Raw genomic sequence first — 17,470 nt, 5'->3', positions numbered from 1 at the left:
AATTTCTAACTGTATATTTGCACTCGCAATAAGGAAATGAAAATATCTAAATTGTACAAGGGCGATTAGCTCAGCTGGTTCAGAGCACCTCGTTTACACCGAGGGGGTCGGGGGTTCGAACCCCTCATCGCCCACCATAATTTACAAACCTCCAAAGTCATTTGATTTTGAAGGTTTTTTTTTGGTTCGAAAAATTGACAGATATTTAATAAAATCTCTCAACACCATTGATTACTATAATGTCAGGTTCGAACTGCGTAAGGTTCAAAGACATAATCCAATAACAATAATAGTTTTTTACCCCTACTTTTTTTTCGCTTTTTAGGATTTATTCTTAATTAAGAATTAATTATCAAGCAGACAAATGACAAAAACGGTTTTTCCATCATCATTTTTATATGCCAAATAACCACTGTGAGCCTCTACAATGCTCTTAGACAAAGTCAAGCCAATTCCGGCACCTTCTTTGCGAGTGGTGAAAAATGGCAAGAATATTTTACTTTCTATTTCTTTTTCGATGCCTTTTCCAGTATCGGTAATCATGATAAAAATTCTCTTTTCTTTGACTTCTGCCGATATAATAATCTGTTTTTTTTCTGCATTTGACAAAGCATAAATGCAATTCGTAAAAAGATTAATCAATACTTGCTCCATCTGTTGCGGATCAATATTGAGTCTTCGGTCGAAAGTAATCGTGTTTATGACTTCTATTTGTTCTTTTTTAAACAAAGGATTCATGATTTGACAACTGTTTTCAATTAACTTTGACAATTCAATAACTTCTTTTTTGGGAGAAGGCAACGTGGCCAGTTTTCGGTAACTTTCTACAAATTGTTGTAAATGGTCGCTTCGTCTCAACATTGTAGCAACACTGCTTTTCATGTCGTCCAAATCTTCTGCCGAAATGGTTTCTTGGTGAACCATGCCCTGTAAATTTTGGGACAGTGAGCGAATTGGAGTTATCGAATTCAAAAGTTCATGCGAGATTACTTTCATCAAATTGATCCAAGCCTCTTTCTCTTTTTTCTCTATTACATTTTGAATTGAATCCAGTGAAACAATAAAATAATCTTGATTGTAAATTTCACTCCTAGATGTCTGCATCACAAATGTTTGGGTGTCCTGTTGATTAACACGTATTTCTAATGACGTTTTAATTTCCTGAAAATCCTGCTGTTCAATAATTTCACATAAGGTAGACAAATGATTTTTTAAATACTTCCATTTGGAGACTTTAGGCACATTAAAATGCTTAGAAAAATAGTCATTCATCAAAAAAATATTCCAGCCATTTCCGTCTTTTTGCAGAATAATAATCCCCGTTTCGATAGTATTTAGAATAGAACGATACACTATATCTTTTGAAACCTGATAGTTTTCTTTATTTTTTAGTGTTTCGTACAGCTTAAATAAACTAGAATAATTTTGATACGATTTATGTTTCGAAAAATCCGATGTGAAATCATTTTGTAAAATAGAGGCAATCGTTCTATCATAAATCAAAAAAGCTTTTTTAATATAAAAATACATTTCGACTAAGAGAAGAAAAAGTACAAGAAGCCCAAAAAGTGCTGAAAAAAGTAATCCTTTTTGAAAAATAAAGATGGAAATTCCGGCAACGGAAAGAATAAAAATTAGTCTAAGAAAAAGGAGTTGGTAAGTTTTCAAGGATCTAAACATATTAGTTGATGTTATATTTTTCTAACCGTCGGTACAATGCACCTCTGGATAATCCTAGTTCTTCTGCAGTTTTACTAATATTGTTGTTATTTTTTAACAGGATTTTCTCAATAGCCGTTTTTTCTACTGCCGAAAGTTGAATATAATTTTGATTGTCATCGTAAGTTGTGATTTGCTCCAAATCTAAATCCGAAACGCTAATGTAATTGTTCTCACAAAGAATCACGGCACGCTCTACTCGGTTTTCCATTTCTCGAATGTTTCCGTTCCAAGAATGCTTTATTATTTGTTCCAATGCTTTTTCGTCAAAAATAATTTCGTCACGTCCATATTTTATGATCATTTTTTGCAAAAGATAATATGCCAAAGGGATTTTATCTTCGTCTCGTTCTCTTAATGGGGGCAAAACTATTTCCATAGTGTTGATGCGATAATATAAATCTTCACGGAAGTTTTTATCCATAACTTCTTGTTTTAGATTCATATTAGTAGCTGTGATTATGCGAACATTTAAAGGCCTTGCTTTTGATTCTCCTAATCGGGTTACCATTTTAGTTTGAATTACCTGCAAGAGTTTAGATTGTAAATGCAATGGAACGTTTCCTATCTCATCCAAAAAAATAGTGCCGTTTTGAGCCATTTCAAAACGTCCTGGAGTATCAACTTTTGCGTCTGTAAAAGCACCCTTGGCATAACCAAATAATTCGCTTTCAAAAATATTGGAATTTAAAGAACCCAAATCAACGTTAATAAATGGATTATTTTTTCTCTCCGATTGCAGATGAAGATGATAAGATAAAACAAATTTTCCGGTTCCGTTTTCGCCGAGAATTAAAATATTAGCATCTGTTTTGGCCACTTTATCTGCCAGAGAATAAGCTTTTTTTATAACATCTGAATTACCAACAAAAAATTCGTCTACAATCTCAATAGCATTTGATTTTTTTTGCTCTTTCCGGCTTTTATCAACTGCTTGCTTAACAACGCTAAGCAATTTTTCATTTTCCCAAGGCTTTAAAATATAATCAAAAGCACCAGCTTTTAAACCTTCTACAGCCGTTTCTACTTTACCAAAAGCGGTCATCAAAATAACGACAGTTTTCGGCGAAAGCATTTTTATTTCTTTTAATAAATACAAACCTTCTCTGCCGTCCTCAAATCCTATTCTGTAATTCATATCGAGCAAAACTACATCAATGTTGTTTTGTGATAATAGTTCGACTACATTTTTAGGGTTATTGAGCGTATAAATATTTTCAAAATGCTTTTTAAGGAGCATTTTGGAAGCAAAAAGAATGTCTTCTTGGTCGTCTATGACTAATATGGAGGCGTTGGTCTTTTTCATTCTAACGTAATTTCTGTATTTTTTTATTCAGAAAATGGAATCATTGTTCAGTTTCGGACAAATAGTGTTCAATTACGGACACCGTATAAATTTTATTAAAATTAAAAACTTAATAATAAGGTCATTACATTTTTTAATTTTCTGGTACAATTATCCTTATAGACTAGACAAATAATAAATAATGGACACTAAAATTATACGTAAAACTAACAAAAATAAGTATCTTTTAATTGCTTTGCCAATTATCTTACTCTTCGGGTATTTTGTCTTTTCATCTGCTACTAAAAAAAGAAGTTTGAACGTAAAAAAAGTTGAAATTACTATTAAGACCGTAGAAAATAATTTTTTCGAAGATTTTATGTCTTTTCAGGCAAAAGCAGTTCCTTTAAATTCAATGTTGGTTAATATTATAGAAGGTGGAGCAGTTCAGGAAATATTTGTTGAAAACGGAGATATGGTTGTAAAAGCACAGCCGTTAGCGCGCTTGTATAATCCTAATGCAGAACTGGCATACATGCAACAGGAAACAGCGATTATCGAACAAATCAATAATTTGAACAAAGCCAAACTCGATTTAAGAAATCAGGAACTGAATTTAGAAAAAGACTTGATTGGGATAGAGCACGATTATCTTGATGCTAAAAACTTATTCGAATTGAACCAAAAACTTTTCGACAAAGAAATACTTTCTAAAAACGAATGGATAAAAACTCAGGAGAATTATCGTTTTCAAAAAGAGCGCATGAACATCATCAAACAAAGTGTCAAAAAAGAAAAATTGGCAAATCAAGTCCAGATTGGACAATTGAATCAATCCATTGGTTTCATGAATAAAAGTTTGGATATTTTGAGAATGAATAAAAAGAATTTCCTTATTACAGCACCAATTTCTGGAAGACTTTCTTCCTTTGAACCTATACTAGGGAAAACCTATGAACAAAATACAAGTATTGGTTCTATTGATGACAGGAAAGGATATAAATTGATAGCTGACATCGATGAATTTTATTTGGATAAAATTGCAGAACAACAAAAAGGAACAGTAGATTTTGAAAATAAATCCATCGAAGTTTTAATAACCAAAGTGATTCCTGAAATAAAAAATGGAAGGTTTCAAGTAGAATTGGATTTTGTTTCATCTGAAAAATTAGATTTAAAACAAGGATTGAGTTTTGGCGTAAAATTAAACCTATCAGAAAAAACCAAGACGGTAGTACTTTCCAAAGGAAGCTTTAACGAAGAAACTAGTGGAAAATGGATTTTTGTAGTCAAGGGTAACAAAGCAGAGAGAAAAGCAATCAAATTGGGTCGAGAAAATCCATTATACTATGAAGTACTCGGCGGATTGAAAGCAGGTGAAAAAGTGATCACTTCCTCTTATAAAGACTATAAAGAAGTCGAAGTTTTGAATTTAGAATAAAAAAAGTAGTGAATAATTAATTTAGATAAAAATAGCATCAATCAAAAAACGAATAGTATGATCACAATTAAAAATCTTTCAAAAGTATTTAGAACCGAAGAAGTGGAAACCATGGCATTAAGTGAAGTTTCATTAACCATTAATCAAGGAGATTTTGTTTCGATTATGGGACCATCGGGAAGCGGAAAGTCCACTTTATTAAATATTGTTGGGTTGCTAGACAGTGCTTCGGGCGGGAGTTATCAGTTACTTAATCAAGAAATGATTGGGCTGAAAGAGAAAGAAAAATCGAAAGCAAGAAAAGAAAATATTGGCTTTATTTTTCAGAATTTCAACCTAATAGATGAATTATCAGTTTATGACAATATTGAATTGCCGTTGATTTACAATAAAGTTCCATCCGCTGATAGAAAGAAAAAAGTAGAAGCAATAGCTGATAAATTAGGAATTTCCCACCGATTGAAACATTATCCGCAGCAACTTTCCGGAGGACAGCAACAGCGTGTAGCTGTGGCAAGAGCCTTGATTAACGACCCAAAAATTATTCTTGCCGATGAGCCTACTGGAAATCTGGACAGTAAAAACGGAAATGAAGTAATGGAACTTTTAACCGATTTACATGCCAATGGAGCCACAATCCTGATGGTGACCCACTCTGATTATGATGCTTCCTTCTCGCAGAAAACGATTCTTATGAAAGATGGAGTTGTCATTTCTGAAAAAATAATTCAAAGAAATGTAGATGTTTTTAAAGTATAAAAATGATAACCATTCTCATATCAATCATCACAATCATTTTTGAGTTGCTTTGCAAAATAATTTTGTAAACGTCTCAAACTTCATCAATCAAAATTAAATCAATCAAAAAGTATGATACTCAATTGGATTAAAATATTTATTTATCACTTAAAGCAAAGCAAACTGTTTTCTTTTCTCAACGTTTTGGGTTTGAGCATTGGTATTGCAGGCGTGATTTTCGCCATTTTATATTGGAATGACGAACATAGTTACGATGCTTGGAATCCCAATAAAGAAAATGTTTTTTTTGTCGCTAATCAAATGAGCGAAAACACATTTTGGGCTTCAAGTTCAGCTCCAATAGGGGCTGCAATAAAAGAGAAAAGTTCAGAAGTAGAATCGTATTGTTATTTAAGTGGAAATTATGAAAGCGATCTAATTCGGTTTAAAAATAAAAAAGTGCAATCGAGTAAAATCGTATTAGCACAAAAGAATTTTTTTGAATTTTTCCTTTTTGAATTTGTAGAAGGAAACCAAAAATCAGCGTTATCAGATGAAAATAGTATCAGTCTATCGGAAGATTTAGCTTTGCAGCTTTTTGGAAAAGAGACTGCTTTAGGAAAAGAAGTTCTTTTTCAGAATAAAAAACTCACTGTAAAAGGCGTTTATAAAATGGATAAAAAATCTTCTTATAATCCTTCCGGTGTTGTTAATTTTATTGATTTAAGAATTAGAAAATCTATTGATCAATGGGGAAATTTTCAGTTTGTATTATTTCTTAAAGTTAAAAATCCTAGTAAAGTTTCGCTTATCGAAAATGATTTGCAAAAACTTTATTACGATAACATGACCGTTCGTTATGCTAAAGAAAACGGAATTACTCCAGTGCAATACATTGAAAAATATGGGAATACCAAACCCACTTTAGAGCCTTTGTCTACTATTCGGTTACATACTAAAACGGGTGGTCTAATTGAGGAAAATGGTAATTTTCAGTTTTTAATGATTGTGGTAGGATTATCTGTTTTAATTTTGATGCTTTCAATTGTAAATTACATCAATTCTGCAACAGCAAATGCTATAAAACGTGCCAAAGAAGTTGGCGTAAGAAAAGTTATAGGTTCCTCAAAAATTAATATAATTCAGCAATTTGTTTTTGAAACAGCAATACTATCGTTGTTTTCAATTTTAATTGCTCTTGTAATTGTTGAACTGTCATTACCTTATTATAATGATTTTTTAAATAAAACTATCGTTGTACAAGGCAGTGAATTTTATTTAGAACTTATTATAATATTCATTATTACGGTTTGTCTGGCAGGAGTTTTTCCAGCAATATATGTTTCTAATTTTGAAACATTAAAGGTATTGAAAGGCAATTTTGGGAGAAGTAAAAGTGGTGTTTGGTTACGCAACGGAATGTTGATTTTTCAATTTTCAATTGCGACTTTTTTTATCATCGGATCCTATATTGTTTATCAGCAAATAGACCATATGAATAAAAAGGATTTGGGTTTCAAGGCTAATCAAATTTTAAGTATTTCTTATCGTAATGTATATGGAGAAGAAATAACAGATAATTTTAGATTTGATCGCTACTTAACTATCAAAAATGAATTATTGCGCATTCCCGGTGTAAAACAAGTTGCAGCAGGTGGCTTTGCTTTTGGAGGATCTGCAAAATCAACAATAACATATCAATATAAAGATCAAAGTGTGGATGGAGACAATATTCCAATTGATTTTGGAATGTTAGAAATGATGCAAATAAAAATTGTAAAGGGGAGATACTTGAGTCCAAAATTTGCTCAGGATACCATTAATACGATGCTAATAAATGAAACTGCCGCACGACTAATAAAAGAGAAAAACCCAATTGGAAAAAAGGTAAATTGGAATGGTAAAGAGATAATTATCGTTGGAGTTGTAAAAGATTTTAACATAGGTAATCCAGCCGAAGCTATTCCTCCAATGTCATTATTCCATTTTAAAACAAATTTGTGGTTGACATTTGCTTTAAACAATATTTACATCGATGCAGATTCAAAAACGATGAACCAAACATTAGCCGATCTGGAAAAATTTTGGCTAAAAAAAGTAGATCCTGATTATCCGTTTGAATACGATTTTGTAGATAAAGATTACAAAAGATCGTATAGCAGTTATGTGAAGCAAAAAAACCTATTCTCAATACTCAATATTGTGGTGATCCTAATTGCACTCTTTGGCTTATTTTGCCTAGCCTCCTTTTCTATCGAAAGACGCATGAAAGAAATTGCCGTTAGAAAAACACTCGGCGCCGAGACTACTGTTTTACTAAAAGAATTATCTAAGCAATACATCATTTTCTGCGTAATAGGATTTTTGATTGCAGTCTTACCAGCATATTATTTGTTAAATAAATGGTTAGAGAATTTCGCTTATCGAATTGATATTTCAATCTATCCATTTCTAATTGGCTTTATTGCCTTATTATCATTGACCTTACTTGTCGTTCTTTTAAGAGCGTTTCAAGCCATAAGAGTAGACGTTTTACAATACTTAAAATACGAGTAATCATGTTGAAAAATTGGATTAAAATATTTATTTACAACTTAAAGCAAAACAAATTGTTTTCTTTTCTCAACGTTTTGGGTTTGAGCATTGGTGTTGCAGGAGTGATATTCGCCATTTTATATTGGAATGACGAACATAGTTATGATAAATGGAATCCTGAAAAGGATAACGTTTACATGGTTATAAATACTTTGAACAATAATAAATGGCCTTATACAGTTGCTCCCATAGGACAATATCTAAAAAATGATCCTAATGTAGAAAGTTACAACTACTGCTATAATTGGTATGACTCCGATATGTTTATTTACAACGGAAAAAAGCAAAAAATAGCGAAAGGATTTAATACTCAAAATAAGTTTTTCGATTATTTTCCCTTTCCTTTTATTTTCGGAAATGCTAAAAATGCTTTAAAAGATGATTCTTCAATTGCTATTTCTGAGAAAATTTACAATACTTTTTTTGACAAAGAAAACCCAATAGGTAAGCAAATAAAATTTGGAGAAAACTTTTATACCATTAGTGGTGTTTATAAAAATGAAATGAAAAGTTCTGTTGCTCCAGATGTTGTGTTGACAGATAACTTTAAAAAAGTTATAACACAGAGTGTAGACCAATGGGAATCTTTTAATTTTTGTTTGCTTATAAAACTTAAGGATAATTCTAAAAAAGAGTTAGTAGAACGAAAAATTGAGCAACTTTTTATTGACAATGTTATTAAACCCGAAGCTAAAGAAGCCAATATTAGTTTAGAACAGCAAATAAAAGAACATGGGATTGTTGCTATAAATTTAGAACCACTTAAAGATGCTAGGCTTAATTCCGTATTAGTAGGAGGTTGGGGCTATCCCGAAGGAGTGGGGAATTATCAATATTTAATCATAATGGCAGGATTGTCTATTTTAATAATGATTCTTTCCATTATTAATTATATCAATTTAGCTACTGCCAGTGCTATCAAGAGAGCGAAAGAGGTAGGAGTGCGCAAAGTATTGGGTGCAAGCAAAAGGAATATCACATTTCAATTTATCTCAGAAACAATAGTAATTGTGCTCCTTTCTATTCTTTTCGCATTAGTAATTGTCGAGATTTCATTGCCTTATTATAATGAACTTTTAGACAAGGATTTAAAAATTTATGGTAGTCAATTCTATTTACAATTGTTATTTATTTTCGGAATAGTGGTTTTATTAGGGGGATTTTTCCCAGCGCTATATATTTCAAGTTTTGAAGCACAAAAAGTCTTAAAAGGAAATTTTAACAGAAGTAAAACTGGAATTTGGCTGCGGAACAGTATGTTGGTTTTTCAATTTGCTATAGCTGTTTTTTTTATTATCGGCACAACAATTGTCCACCAACAGGTAAATTACTTAACCAATAAAAACCTTGGTTTTAAAGGTGATCAAGTTATTGAAATTGATTTTCTGAAAAAATTTGACAAACAATCTGATGCAAGTTATAAGAAGGATTTTTTCCAGAGCTATTTGGCTGCAAAAGATAGATTGAGCAGAATGAAAGGCGTTAATCAAGTGGCTACAGCAAATTTCACTTTTGGAAATGGGGCACGTTCTTCAAGCGATTATGTGTGTCAAAATAATAACATTCAAGGATTGAACATGGCTGTTGATTTTGGAATGATGGAAATGATGAATATCAAATTATTAGAAGGAAGGTATTTCAATTCTCAATTCGCTTCAGACACTATTAATAATGTAATGGTAAATGAAACAGCTATAAAAATATTAGGAATTAAACAGCCAGTAGGTAAAGAAATTGTTTCTGGTGATGGTGAGAAATTCAAAATAATCAGCGTTGTAAAAGACTTCAATTTAAGAGGGCCTCAAGAGAAAAACTCACCAATGGTGTTTACGCATTTAAAGACAATGCCATTGATGTTGCAAGGTGTAAATTCAATTTTTGTAAAAGTAAAGGGAGAAAATATAGAAGAAACGATGAGCGATATTGAGCAATTTTGGACTACTAAAGTGGATACCGAATATCCGTTCTCGTATGAGTTTGTAGATAAAAAATACGCACGATCTTTTAAGGAATATGTAAAACAAAAAAATCTATTCTCAATCCTAAATGTGGTGGTTGTTCTTATTGCCATTTTCGGTTTGTTTGCTCTGGCTTCTTTCTCTATGGAGCGAAGATTACGAGAAATTGCTATTCGAAAAACATTGGGTGCTGAAACCAATATTTTACTCAAAGAATTATCAAAACAATATGTTGTTTTCTGTCTAATAGGTTTTGTCATTGGCGTAGTTCCTGCCTACTTATTATTAGAAAAATGGCTCGAAAATTTTGCGTACCGAATTACAATTCAAATTTTTCCTTTTACAATCGCTTTTCTGTCTTTACTGTTATTAACATTAATAATTGTTTTGGCAAAAGCTTTTCAAGTAACCAGAATGGATGTTTTAAAATATTTAAAATACGAATAATTAAAAAGATTTACACCCTTTTTTTAACTAACCAAAACCCAAATAATGTTATTAAACTATATTAAAATATTCCTCTATCATTTAAAGCAAAACAAACTGTTTTCATTTCTTAACGTTTTCGGACTAGCCATAGGAATTGCAGGATTAATTTTTGCTCTACTATATTGGAACGACGAACAAAGTTATGATGAGTGGAATCCTGAAAAGGACAACGTATATCAGGTTTTAGTGCAGTTAACCGGAATGCCGGTTTTTTCAGATTGTGCTTTATTCCTAAAACCTATTTTAGATAAAGATACTAATGTAGAAAAGGTAGTTTATGCTGACAGCTGGTATCAAAAGGATAAAATTATCTACAAAGGCAAGAAAGCAATAGTTGATAAAATTATTAATGTTGAGCCTGATTTCTTTTCTCTTTTTCCATTTGAAATAATTAAGGGAGATGTGGTTTCGGCATTAAAAGATGATTCAAGTGTTGCTATTTCAGATGTGATTGCTAAACGAGTTTTTGGTGACGAAAATCCGATTGGTAAAGAAATAACATGTTTGGATCAAATGTTTATAGTGCGCGCTCTGTATCATAATCCAGAGAACTCTTCAATTGCTCCGGATGTTATAATGAATAAAATGACGCAGTTCAAAAGTGAAAATACGACAGGACCTTTTATATTCAAGTTACTTCTTAAAATTAAAGATCCATCAAAAATTGAAAATACTCGAAAGAGTTTAGAGAAAACTTACAACCAAGATTTTGTTCGGAGAATTGCCCAGGAAGAAGGTTTTACTTTAGAAGAAATGGCGAAGAAAATGGGTCATTTTAATGTAGTTATAGAGCCACTTTCAAAAGCGAGATTACATTCTATTACAGATGGATATCCAGAAGGGAGAGGAAATTATCAGTTTTTGTTGATTATGGTTGGGTTATCTGTTTTAATTCTCATTTTATCACTTGTAAATTATATCAATTTGGCTACAGCGAATGCGGTTCAACGTGCTAAAGAGGTCGGTGTTCGTAAAGTTGTGGGGGCTTCAAAAGGTACTATTGTTATTCAATTTATTTTTGAAACTGCTCTAATAAGTTTGTTTTCGATTTTATTAGCATTAGTTATTGTTGAGTTGACTTTGCCGTATTACAATGATTTTTTAAATAAGAGTTTACGAATAATTGGTAGTCAGTTTTATCTGCAATTAGTTCTGATTTTCTGTATTACAGTTTTGGTAGCAGGAATACTTCCAGCCGTTTACGTTGCTAATTTCGAAACTTTAAAAGTTCTTAAAAGCAATTTTGGAAGAAGTAAAAACGGAATCTGGTTGCGAAACGGAATGTTGATTTTCCAGTTTACGGTGGCTACTTTCTTTATTGTTGGTTCTTATATCGTGTATCAGCAAATCGATTATCTAACCAATAAAGATTTAGGTTTTAAAGGAGATCAAGTGATTGAGATTAATTTGAATTTTCCAGATTCGGATTATGAAGTGGAAAACGTAGGGCAAAATATCTACAACAAATACAGTACAATAAAACAAGAACTGGCTAAAATAAAAGGTGTAGAACAAGCTTCTACAGGATTAATTGCATTTGATGGTTCAGATAATTCATTAGGAGGTGTATTGTACAATGATGAACTTTTTAAAGCACGAACAATTGCAGTTGATTTTAGTTTGTTCGAAATGATGAAAATAGAATTAGTTAAAGGAAGGTCTCTTGATCAAAAACATGCTTCGGACACTATTACTTCTGTGGTGATTAATGAAACAGCACAAAAGTTGATGAACATGAAAGAGCCTATAGGAAAAGAACTAATTATTAAAGAACGAAAATTAAAAATCATAGGAGTTGTAAAAGATTTTAATTTATTAAGTCCTGAAATTGAAGTGTCAGGGATGTATTTCTATCATCTTAAAACAGCAGATATTGCTCAAAATATCAATAAGGTTTTCGTAAAACTAAAAGCAGATAACATTGAAAATACAATTGCCGATATTGAAAAACTATGGAGCAAAATCGATACTGAAAATCCGTTTAAATACGATTTTGTAGACAAACAATACGCTAGAACCTATGAAAATTATGTGAAGCAAAAGAATCTTTTTTCATTGTTAAATATTGTTGTAATTGGTATTGCGCTTTTTGGATTATTTGCTTTGGCGTCCTATTCAATTCAAAGGCGCATGAAAGAAATTGCTATTAGAAAAACTTTGGGTGCAGAAACGAATACTTTGTTGATAGAATTATCAAAACAGTATATTTTGTATTGCACAATCGAGTATTTAATCGCTTTGTTTCCTGTATATTATTTATTGAATAAATGGCTCGAAAATTTTGCTTTTAGGATTCACATGACAGTATTTCCATTCGTATTTGGTTTTATTGTTTTGCTACTTGTAACACTTTTGATAGTGCTTTCAAAAGCCTTTCAAGCAACTAAAACGGATGTTTTAAAATATTTAAAATATGAATAAGAATTTAATTTTTACGGTAGTCTTTTTTTTAATTTTTGCTTTAGTAAGTGCTCAGGAAAATTCTTGGCCACTTACCAAATGCATGGAAACGGCTTTGCAAAATAATATCGAAATAAAAATCAGACAACTTGAAATAAAAAAAACAGAAAAGTCCCAAAACTCAGTTTTGAATCGAATGTTACCCACTATTAATTTATATGGTGAACAAGGCTATAATTTTGGTTCCACCATTGATCCTTCGACTAATGGAAGAGTAAGTTCCAATATTCAAAATGATAATTTCTACCTGAATGCAAGAACAAATATGATAGATTTCAGTGCTTTTGCTAATGCTCAAAAAGATAAAATCAATATTGAGCAAGCTAAGGCCGAAAAAGAAGTAGTAGAAAATGAATATAAATTGCAGATTTTGGAAAGCTATTATCAAGTACTTTACGCACAGGAATTATTGAAAATTCAAAAAGAACAACTCAAGCAAGCTTCATTCAATCTGGACAGGGTAACTAAAGAAGTTACCATTGGGAATAAACCCCAAAGTGATTTGTATGATATGCAATTAAGCTTTTCGGAGGAAGAAAACCGAAATCTGGAAACCGAACAATTGTATGCTATTAAAAAAATACAATTATTCCAGTTGATGAATATTGTGGATGTGGCGACAGATGAAGTAGTATTAGACCCTTATTTAAATGAGGCCGCTAAAGATTTTGATAATGAGCTGTATAATCCTAAAATTAAACTTGCCGAGCTCAATTATCAAAACAGTTTGCAGTTGATCCGTTTAGAAAGAGCCGTCAATTATCCGATACTGTCAGCGTATTATGGATATTCTACTTTTTATTATAAAAATATAAAACAAGCAAATGCCAACACAGATTCTTTTTTCAATCAATTAGAAGATAATAAAAGCCAACAAGTTGGTATGCAATTGAGCGTTCCAATTTTCAATGGTTTTAGGAATAATAAAAAAATCAGTGCATCAAAAATAGTAGGTGATAAGGCTAAACTAGTCGTAGAACAGGAAAAACAACTGTTAGACAAACAAGTTGTATTGGAAGAACAAAACAAAAGAAATTATTTGCAGCTTCAGAATAAATTGGCGGAGAAAGAAAAGTATGCCAAAGCTTCTCTAGCAACTACTCAAGCTAAATTTATAAGCGGCAAAGTGGAAGCTATTTTATATTCCTCAGTAAAAAATCAAGTACTATCAGCTGAGTTTGAAGTATTAAAAAACAAACTTCAACTTCAGTATATTGGCCTGAAAATAAATCTGTTAATAAAGAATGAGTTGTGAAAATAAAGACTAATATTTAAAAGAATTTATAAGCTAAAATAGTAACGATAACTTCTTCAAATCCTGCAAAAAATGGTTCGTAAATAGTTCCGTATGGACCACCATAAGAGACAAAGAAGAAATATTCTCCTTTGTCTCTTTTTTATTGCCATCTATTTGCCTGTTAATTAAATACATTAGCTGAACAGCTTCGTTAATTCTTGCGGTTCGAAATCCAGTTCCATTAAATGTTAGATTTTCGGGATAAATTGAACCAATCAGATCCATACATTCTGCAAATGTTCCGCCTTCATACCCTATATTTTTACTACTAACTCTCTAGCGAGTTCTGATATGTTTGTTCTTTTGTAACTCAATTGGATTGCTTTGTCTTTAAAAGCTGTGTCATAAATTTTGCGTACCTGTTTCATGGGCTAAAATTAAGATTTATTTCTTAATTTTTATAATGGCTAAGTTGGCATGACCAACCAAAGTAAGTATTCACGACGTAGAGTTTTTAAAAGACCTAAAAAATCAATTATCTGATTTCGAACTACTTTGATATCGAGATTATTTGTTTGCATCACAACAATTAGGCTTATTTGAAGTGCAAATTTCAAATTGGAAAAACCAATGAGAAAAAATCAAAAAGTGTATAAAAAGCAACCTTGTATTTTAGAAAATCAAGAAAAATAATTGAAACTTTATTCCCTCAATTTTACAAATAATTTATGATTATAAAAAAATATTCGGAATTTTTTAAAAGTTTTAAAACAAGAATTTTGACTAAAATAGCAGCTTTAACTTCGGTATAATTCATCAATAAATTTATCTTTGACAAACCAATTAATAATTTTAAAACACAAATATTTTAATTACACCCAACTGTTATAATTAATGAAAAATTATAACAAAAATTTAGTTTCTAAAATTATTTGTATTTTAGATTTTTTAAATACTTTTGCACACTTAACTCAATTAACTAATTAATAATGAAAAAAATAATTTTATTACTTTCGGCAGGTGTTTTTTTAATTTCTTGTAGCAAAGTTGGCAAAGATGAATACATCATTTCTGGAACTGCAACAGGAATTGATAATGGGAAAACAATAATCTTGGAAACACAAGATGCAACTGGAATGATGTTGCCAAAAGACACTGTAAAAGTTGAAAATGGTAAGTTTGAAATGAAAGGAATTATAACAGAGCCTGCTTTCTACACGATTCAATTAGAAGGAGCGCAAGCAAAAATACCTTTTATATTAGAAAATGGAGAAGTAACCATTGCCATTAATAAAGATAGTATTCAAAAATCTAAAGTTTCAGGAACTTACAATAATGATGAGTACGTAACTTTCAATGAGGAAATCACTAAAGTTCAAAAGAAACTTATGGATTTCCAAAACAAAAACATGCAAGCAATGAATGCTGCTCAGCAATCTAAGGATACAGTAGTTATTAATAGTTTGATGAAAGAATTTTCAAAAATACAGGAAGAAGTTGGTGTCGCTTCAAAAGCAAAATATGTTACTTATGCAGAGACTCATCCTAAATCATTTATCACTGCCTTAATAATCCAAGGAATGCTAAATGATCCTACGGCAGATATAACAAAATCAGAAAAACTTTACAACAGTTTAGAAGAGTCATTAAAAAAAACAAAGCCAGGATTAGCCATCAAAACTAAACTTGCTGAAATGAAAGCGCCTGCAGCTGTGGGAGCAGCTCCAACTGCACCAGCTGGTGAAGCTAAATGAAGAGCAGATTTTTCAGGTCCTAATCCTCAAGGGAAAATAATTTCCTTAAAAGAAAGTTTAGGTAAAGTAACGATAGTCGATTTCTGGGCATCATGGTGTGGCCCATGTCGTCAGGAAAATCCAAATGTTGTAGCTCTTTACAAAGAATTACATGGTAAAGGCCTAAATATTATTGGTGTGTCTTTAGATAAAGATGCAAAAGCCTGGAAAGAAGCCATAGTTAAAGATAAATTAACCTGGAATCAGGTTTCAAATTTAAAATTTTGGGATGAGCCAATTGCAGCACAATATAAAGTAGAGTCTATTCCTGCAACTTTTATCCTTGATGCATCAGGTAATGTAGTAGCAAGAGATTTGCGAGGCGATGCTCTTAGAGCAAAAATTTTAGAACTTTTAGCTAAATAGACACTTTTCTTCAGTACTAATATAAAAATCTCCCTCGCGGAGATTTTTATATTTTATTCAATACCAATGTATTAAAAATAATACTGAAATTAAGTGCAAATTTAGCTTGGAAACATCAAAACTGTTTTTATATTTGCACCCAGTTAGTATAATAAGCAATGCTTATTGTGTTTTGGGGAGATACTCAAGCGGCCAACGAGGGCAGACTGTAAATCTGCTGTGTAAACTTCGCAGGTTCGAATCCTGCTCTCCCCACAGAATATAATCAACATTTAAGCCCAGTAAATCATATGATTTATTGGGCTTTTTTTTCTGACAACTTCAAGATATTTATTCAAACTTTAATCTTATGAGGCAAAATCGAAACTTGTAAAAAAATCAAATTTAGGATTCTCTTGATCTCAAAAAATGAGGTGCAGCTGTAATATAAATCTAATTAAAATAACACATGATATCTAAAATAAAATACAAATGAATTAAAATTTAGTTTATCAATATTTAGTAATTTTTTTGAAATTAAAACAGGTCTTTGTCCTATCACTTCTGAACCATCTTCAATATTAAATTTCTCCATGATGGGAGTAACTTGACTACCTTACATTTATTTCATCAATGCCGACAAACTATCTCTTAACGATTTACTCGCATTTGCACAAGTAGCAAATTCATTCATATTTTTATGAGTACAAATAAACTCAGTAGGGTTATTATTTGTATAGGACCTTTGCGTATTTCAAAATAATCTGCTAAAGCTTTAAATCATTTAGTAAGAGGTTCGAATTTTGTCTAATTCGGATTGGAAAATCGCTTCTACACGACTGATTTATATAGATTTTTAAATTTAGTAATCTTTTTTTATATTAATAATTTTTATATGTCTTATTTATCGACTGTTTTTAATCAATTTTCTAAACATAAAAGTCGATGCGTTTGTAAATTTTTTATATAATATATTTTCTTAAGGTTTGTAAAAATTTGAAATTTAGATAAATTACTATAAGATTAAAACGTTTTTTTTTATTTTAAAAAACAAACTGTGAACTTTATCTATAAAATTTTTCTTTCATGACAAATATCATATTTAATTAATTTAGCGAATATAATTATGAGTAAAAAGAATTTATTGAGGAAACATAGAAATTAAAGATGTTTATTTATTTTTGAATTTGATATTTTGATTTTTTAATACATTAGGCGTTAAAAAGGTATTAGAAACTATTTCTTATCAGATTGTATATACTATTGCCTGATTAAAGAGTTTTGTATTTTCTCTTTATTTTCTTTACTCCTAATGTCTGAAGTTGTATTTTAGTAACAATAATGGGTTAAAGTGGGTATACTAAATAGCCTTTGTTGCAATAAGTACAAATTTAGGTATTGCCTTACCAC

At 31.0% G+C, this 17,470-nt stretch carries 9 protein-coding genes, 2 tRNA genes and 1 pseudogene; 10 read left to right on the top strand and 2 right to left on the bottom strand.

The features are described 5' to 3' along the window. Positions 1-59 precede the first annotated feature (59 nt). Positions 60-137 (top strand) — tRNA-Val (locus tag ACNQF9_RS09290). A 208-nt stretch (positions 138-345) separates the two neighbouring features. Here ACNQF9_RS09290 and ACNQF9_RS09285 read toward each other — a convergent pair. Both ACNQF9_RS09285 and ACNQF9_RS09280 read right to left on the bottom strand, forming a co-directional pair. Beyond that, positions 346-1,503 (bottom strand): sensor histidine kinase, encoded by a 1,158-nt coding sequence (locus ACNQF9_RS09285; RefSeq protein WP_417959796.1) that lies wholly within the window; start codon positions 1,501-1,503, stop codon positions 346-348. Between the two features lie 178 nt (positions 1,504-1,681). Continuing rightward, positions 1,682-3,025, bottom strand: a complete 1,344-nt coding sequence (locus ACNQF9_RS09280) for a sigma-54-dependent transcriptional regulator (RefSeq protein ID WP_417990105.1) — start codon at positions 3,023-3,025, stop codon at positions 1,682-1,684. 181 nt (positions 3,026-3,206) lie between these two features. On the opposite strand from ACNQF9_RS09280, the gene ACNQF9_RS09275 reads away from it, so the two are divergent. From ACNQF9_RS09275 to ACNQF9_RS09235, 9 genes and pseudogenes are all read left to right on the top strand, one after another. Beyond that, positions 3,207-4,445 carry an efflux RND transporter periplasmic adaptor subunit gene (locus tag ACNQF9_RS09275; protein WP_417959798.1) on the top strand — a complete coding sequence of 413 codons (1,239 nt, stop codon included), beginning with the start codon at positions 3,207-3,209 and terminating at the stop codon, positions 4,443-4,445. Between the two features lie 57 nt (positions 4,446-4,502). Continuing rightward, the gene (locus ACNQF9_RS09270) at positions 4,503-5,204 is read left to right on the top strand and encodes an ABC transporter ATP-binding protein (protein WP_417959799.1); all 702 of its coding nucleotides are present in this window, start codon (positions 4,503-4,505) and stop codon (positions 5,202-5,204) included. A 111-nt stretch (positions 5,205-5,315) separates the two neighbouring features. After that, complete coding sequence (locus tag ACNQF9_RS09265; protein WP_417990104.1) at positions 5,316-7,739, top strand: ABC transporter permease; 2,424 nt, start codon at positions 5,316-5,318, stop codon at positions 7,737-7,739. Between the two features lie 2 nt (positions 7,740-7,741). Then, positions 7,742-10,183, top strand: coding sequence for an ABC transporter permease (locus tag ACNQF9_RS09260; RefSeq protein WP_417959801.1), 2,442 nt, complete (start codon positions 7,742-7,744; stop codon positions 10,181-10,183). 45 nt (positions 10,184-10,228) lie between these two features. Further along, on the top strand, positions 10,229-12,646 hold the full coding sequence (locus ACNQF9_RS09255) for an ABC transporter permease (RefSeq protein WP_417990103.1): 2,418 nt from the start codon (positions 10,229-10,231) through the stop codon (positions 12,644-12,646). Continuing rightward, complete coding sequence (locus ACNQF9_RS09250) at positions 12,639-13,940, top strand: TolC family protein (RefSeq protein ID WP_417990102.1); 1,302 nt, start codon at positions 12,639-12,641, stop codon at positions 13,938-13,940. The genes ACNQF9_RS09255 and ACNQF9_RS09250 overlap by 8 nt, the downstream gene beginning before the upstream one ends. 971 nt (positions 13,941-14,911) lie before the next feature. Continuing rightward, the gene (locus tag ACNQF9_RS09245; RefSeq protein ID WP_417959804.1) at positions 14,912-15,676 is read left to right on the top strand and encodes a DUF4369 domain-containing protein; all 765 of its coding nucleotides are present in this window, start codon (positions 14,912-14,914) and stop codon (positions 15,674-15,676) included. An 18-nt stretch (positions 15,677-15,694) separates the two neighbouring features. Continuing rightward, positions 15,695-16,081 (top strand): annotated as a pseudogene (locus ACNQF9_RS09240) (TlpA family protein disulfide reductase); the annotation flags it as partial. A gap of 174 nt (positions 16,082-16,255) precedes the next feature. Beyond that, a tRNA-Tyr gene (locus tag ACNQF9_RS09235) sits at positions 16,256-16,336 on the top strand. The last annotated feature ends 1,134 nt before the right edge of the window (positions 16,337-17,470 follow it).

Origin of the sequence: Flavobacterium amylolyticum (assembly GCF_048284335.1) — a bacterium.
GTDB lineage: Bacteria > Bacteroidota > Bacteroidia > Flavobacteriales > Flavobacteriaceae > Flavobacterium.
Note: the sequence above shows the minus strand (reverse complement) of the source record. Positions and strands in the feature narration are given on the sequence as shown.

What these genes read in the sequence shown, in the direction of transcription:
- ACNQF9_RS09280 (WP_417990105.1), bottom strand. Translation starts at nt 3,025, where the DNA reads ATGAAAAAGACCAACGCCTCCATATTAGTCATAGACGACCAAGAAGAC.
- ACNQF9_RS09265 (WP_417990104.1), top strand. Translation starts at nt 5,316, where the DNA reads ATGATACTCAATTGGATTAAAATATTTATTTATCACTTAAAGCAAAGC.
- ACNQF9_RS09260 (WP_417959801.1), top strand. Translation starts at nt 7,742, where the DNA reads ATGTTGAAAAATTGGATTAAAATATTTATTTACAACTTAAAGCAAAAC.
- ACNQF9_RS09275 (WP_417959798.1), top strand. Translation starts at nt 3,207, where the DNA reads ATGGACACTAAAATTATACGTAAAACTAACAAAAATAAGTATCTTTTA.
- ACNQF9_RS09270 (WP_417959799.1), top strand. Translation starts at nt 4,503, where the DNA reads ATGATCACAATTAAAAATCTTTCAAAAGTATTTAGAACCGAAGAAGTG.
- ACNQF9_RS09250 (WP_417990102.1), top strand. Translation starts at nt 12,639, where the DNA reads ATGAATAAGAATTTAATTTTTACGGTAGTCTTTTTTTTAATTTTTGCT.
- ACNQF9_RS09255 (WP_417990103.1), top strand. Translation starts at nt 10,229, where the DNA reads ATGTTATTAAACTATATTAAAATATTCCTCTATCATTTAAAGCAAAAC.
- ACNQF9_RS09245 (WP_417959804.1), top strand. Translation starts at nt 14,912, where the DNA reads ATGAAAAAAATAATTTTATTACTTTCGGCAGGTGTTTTTTTAATTTCT.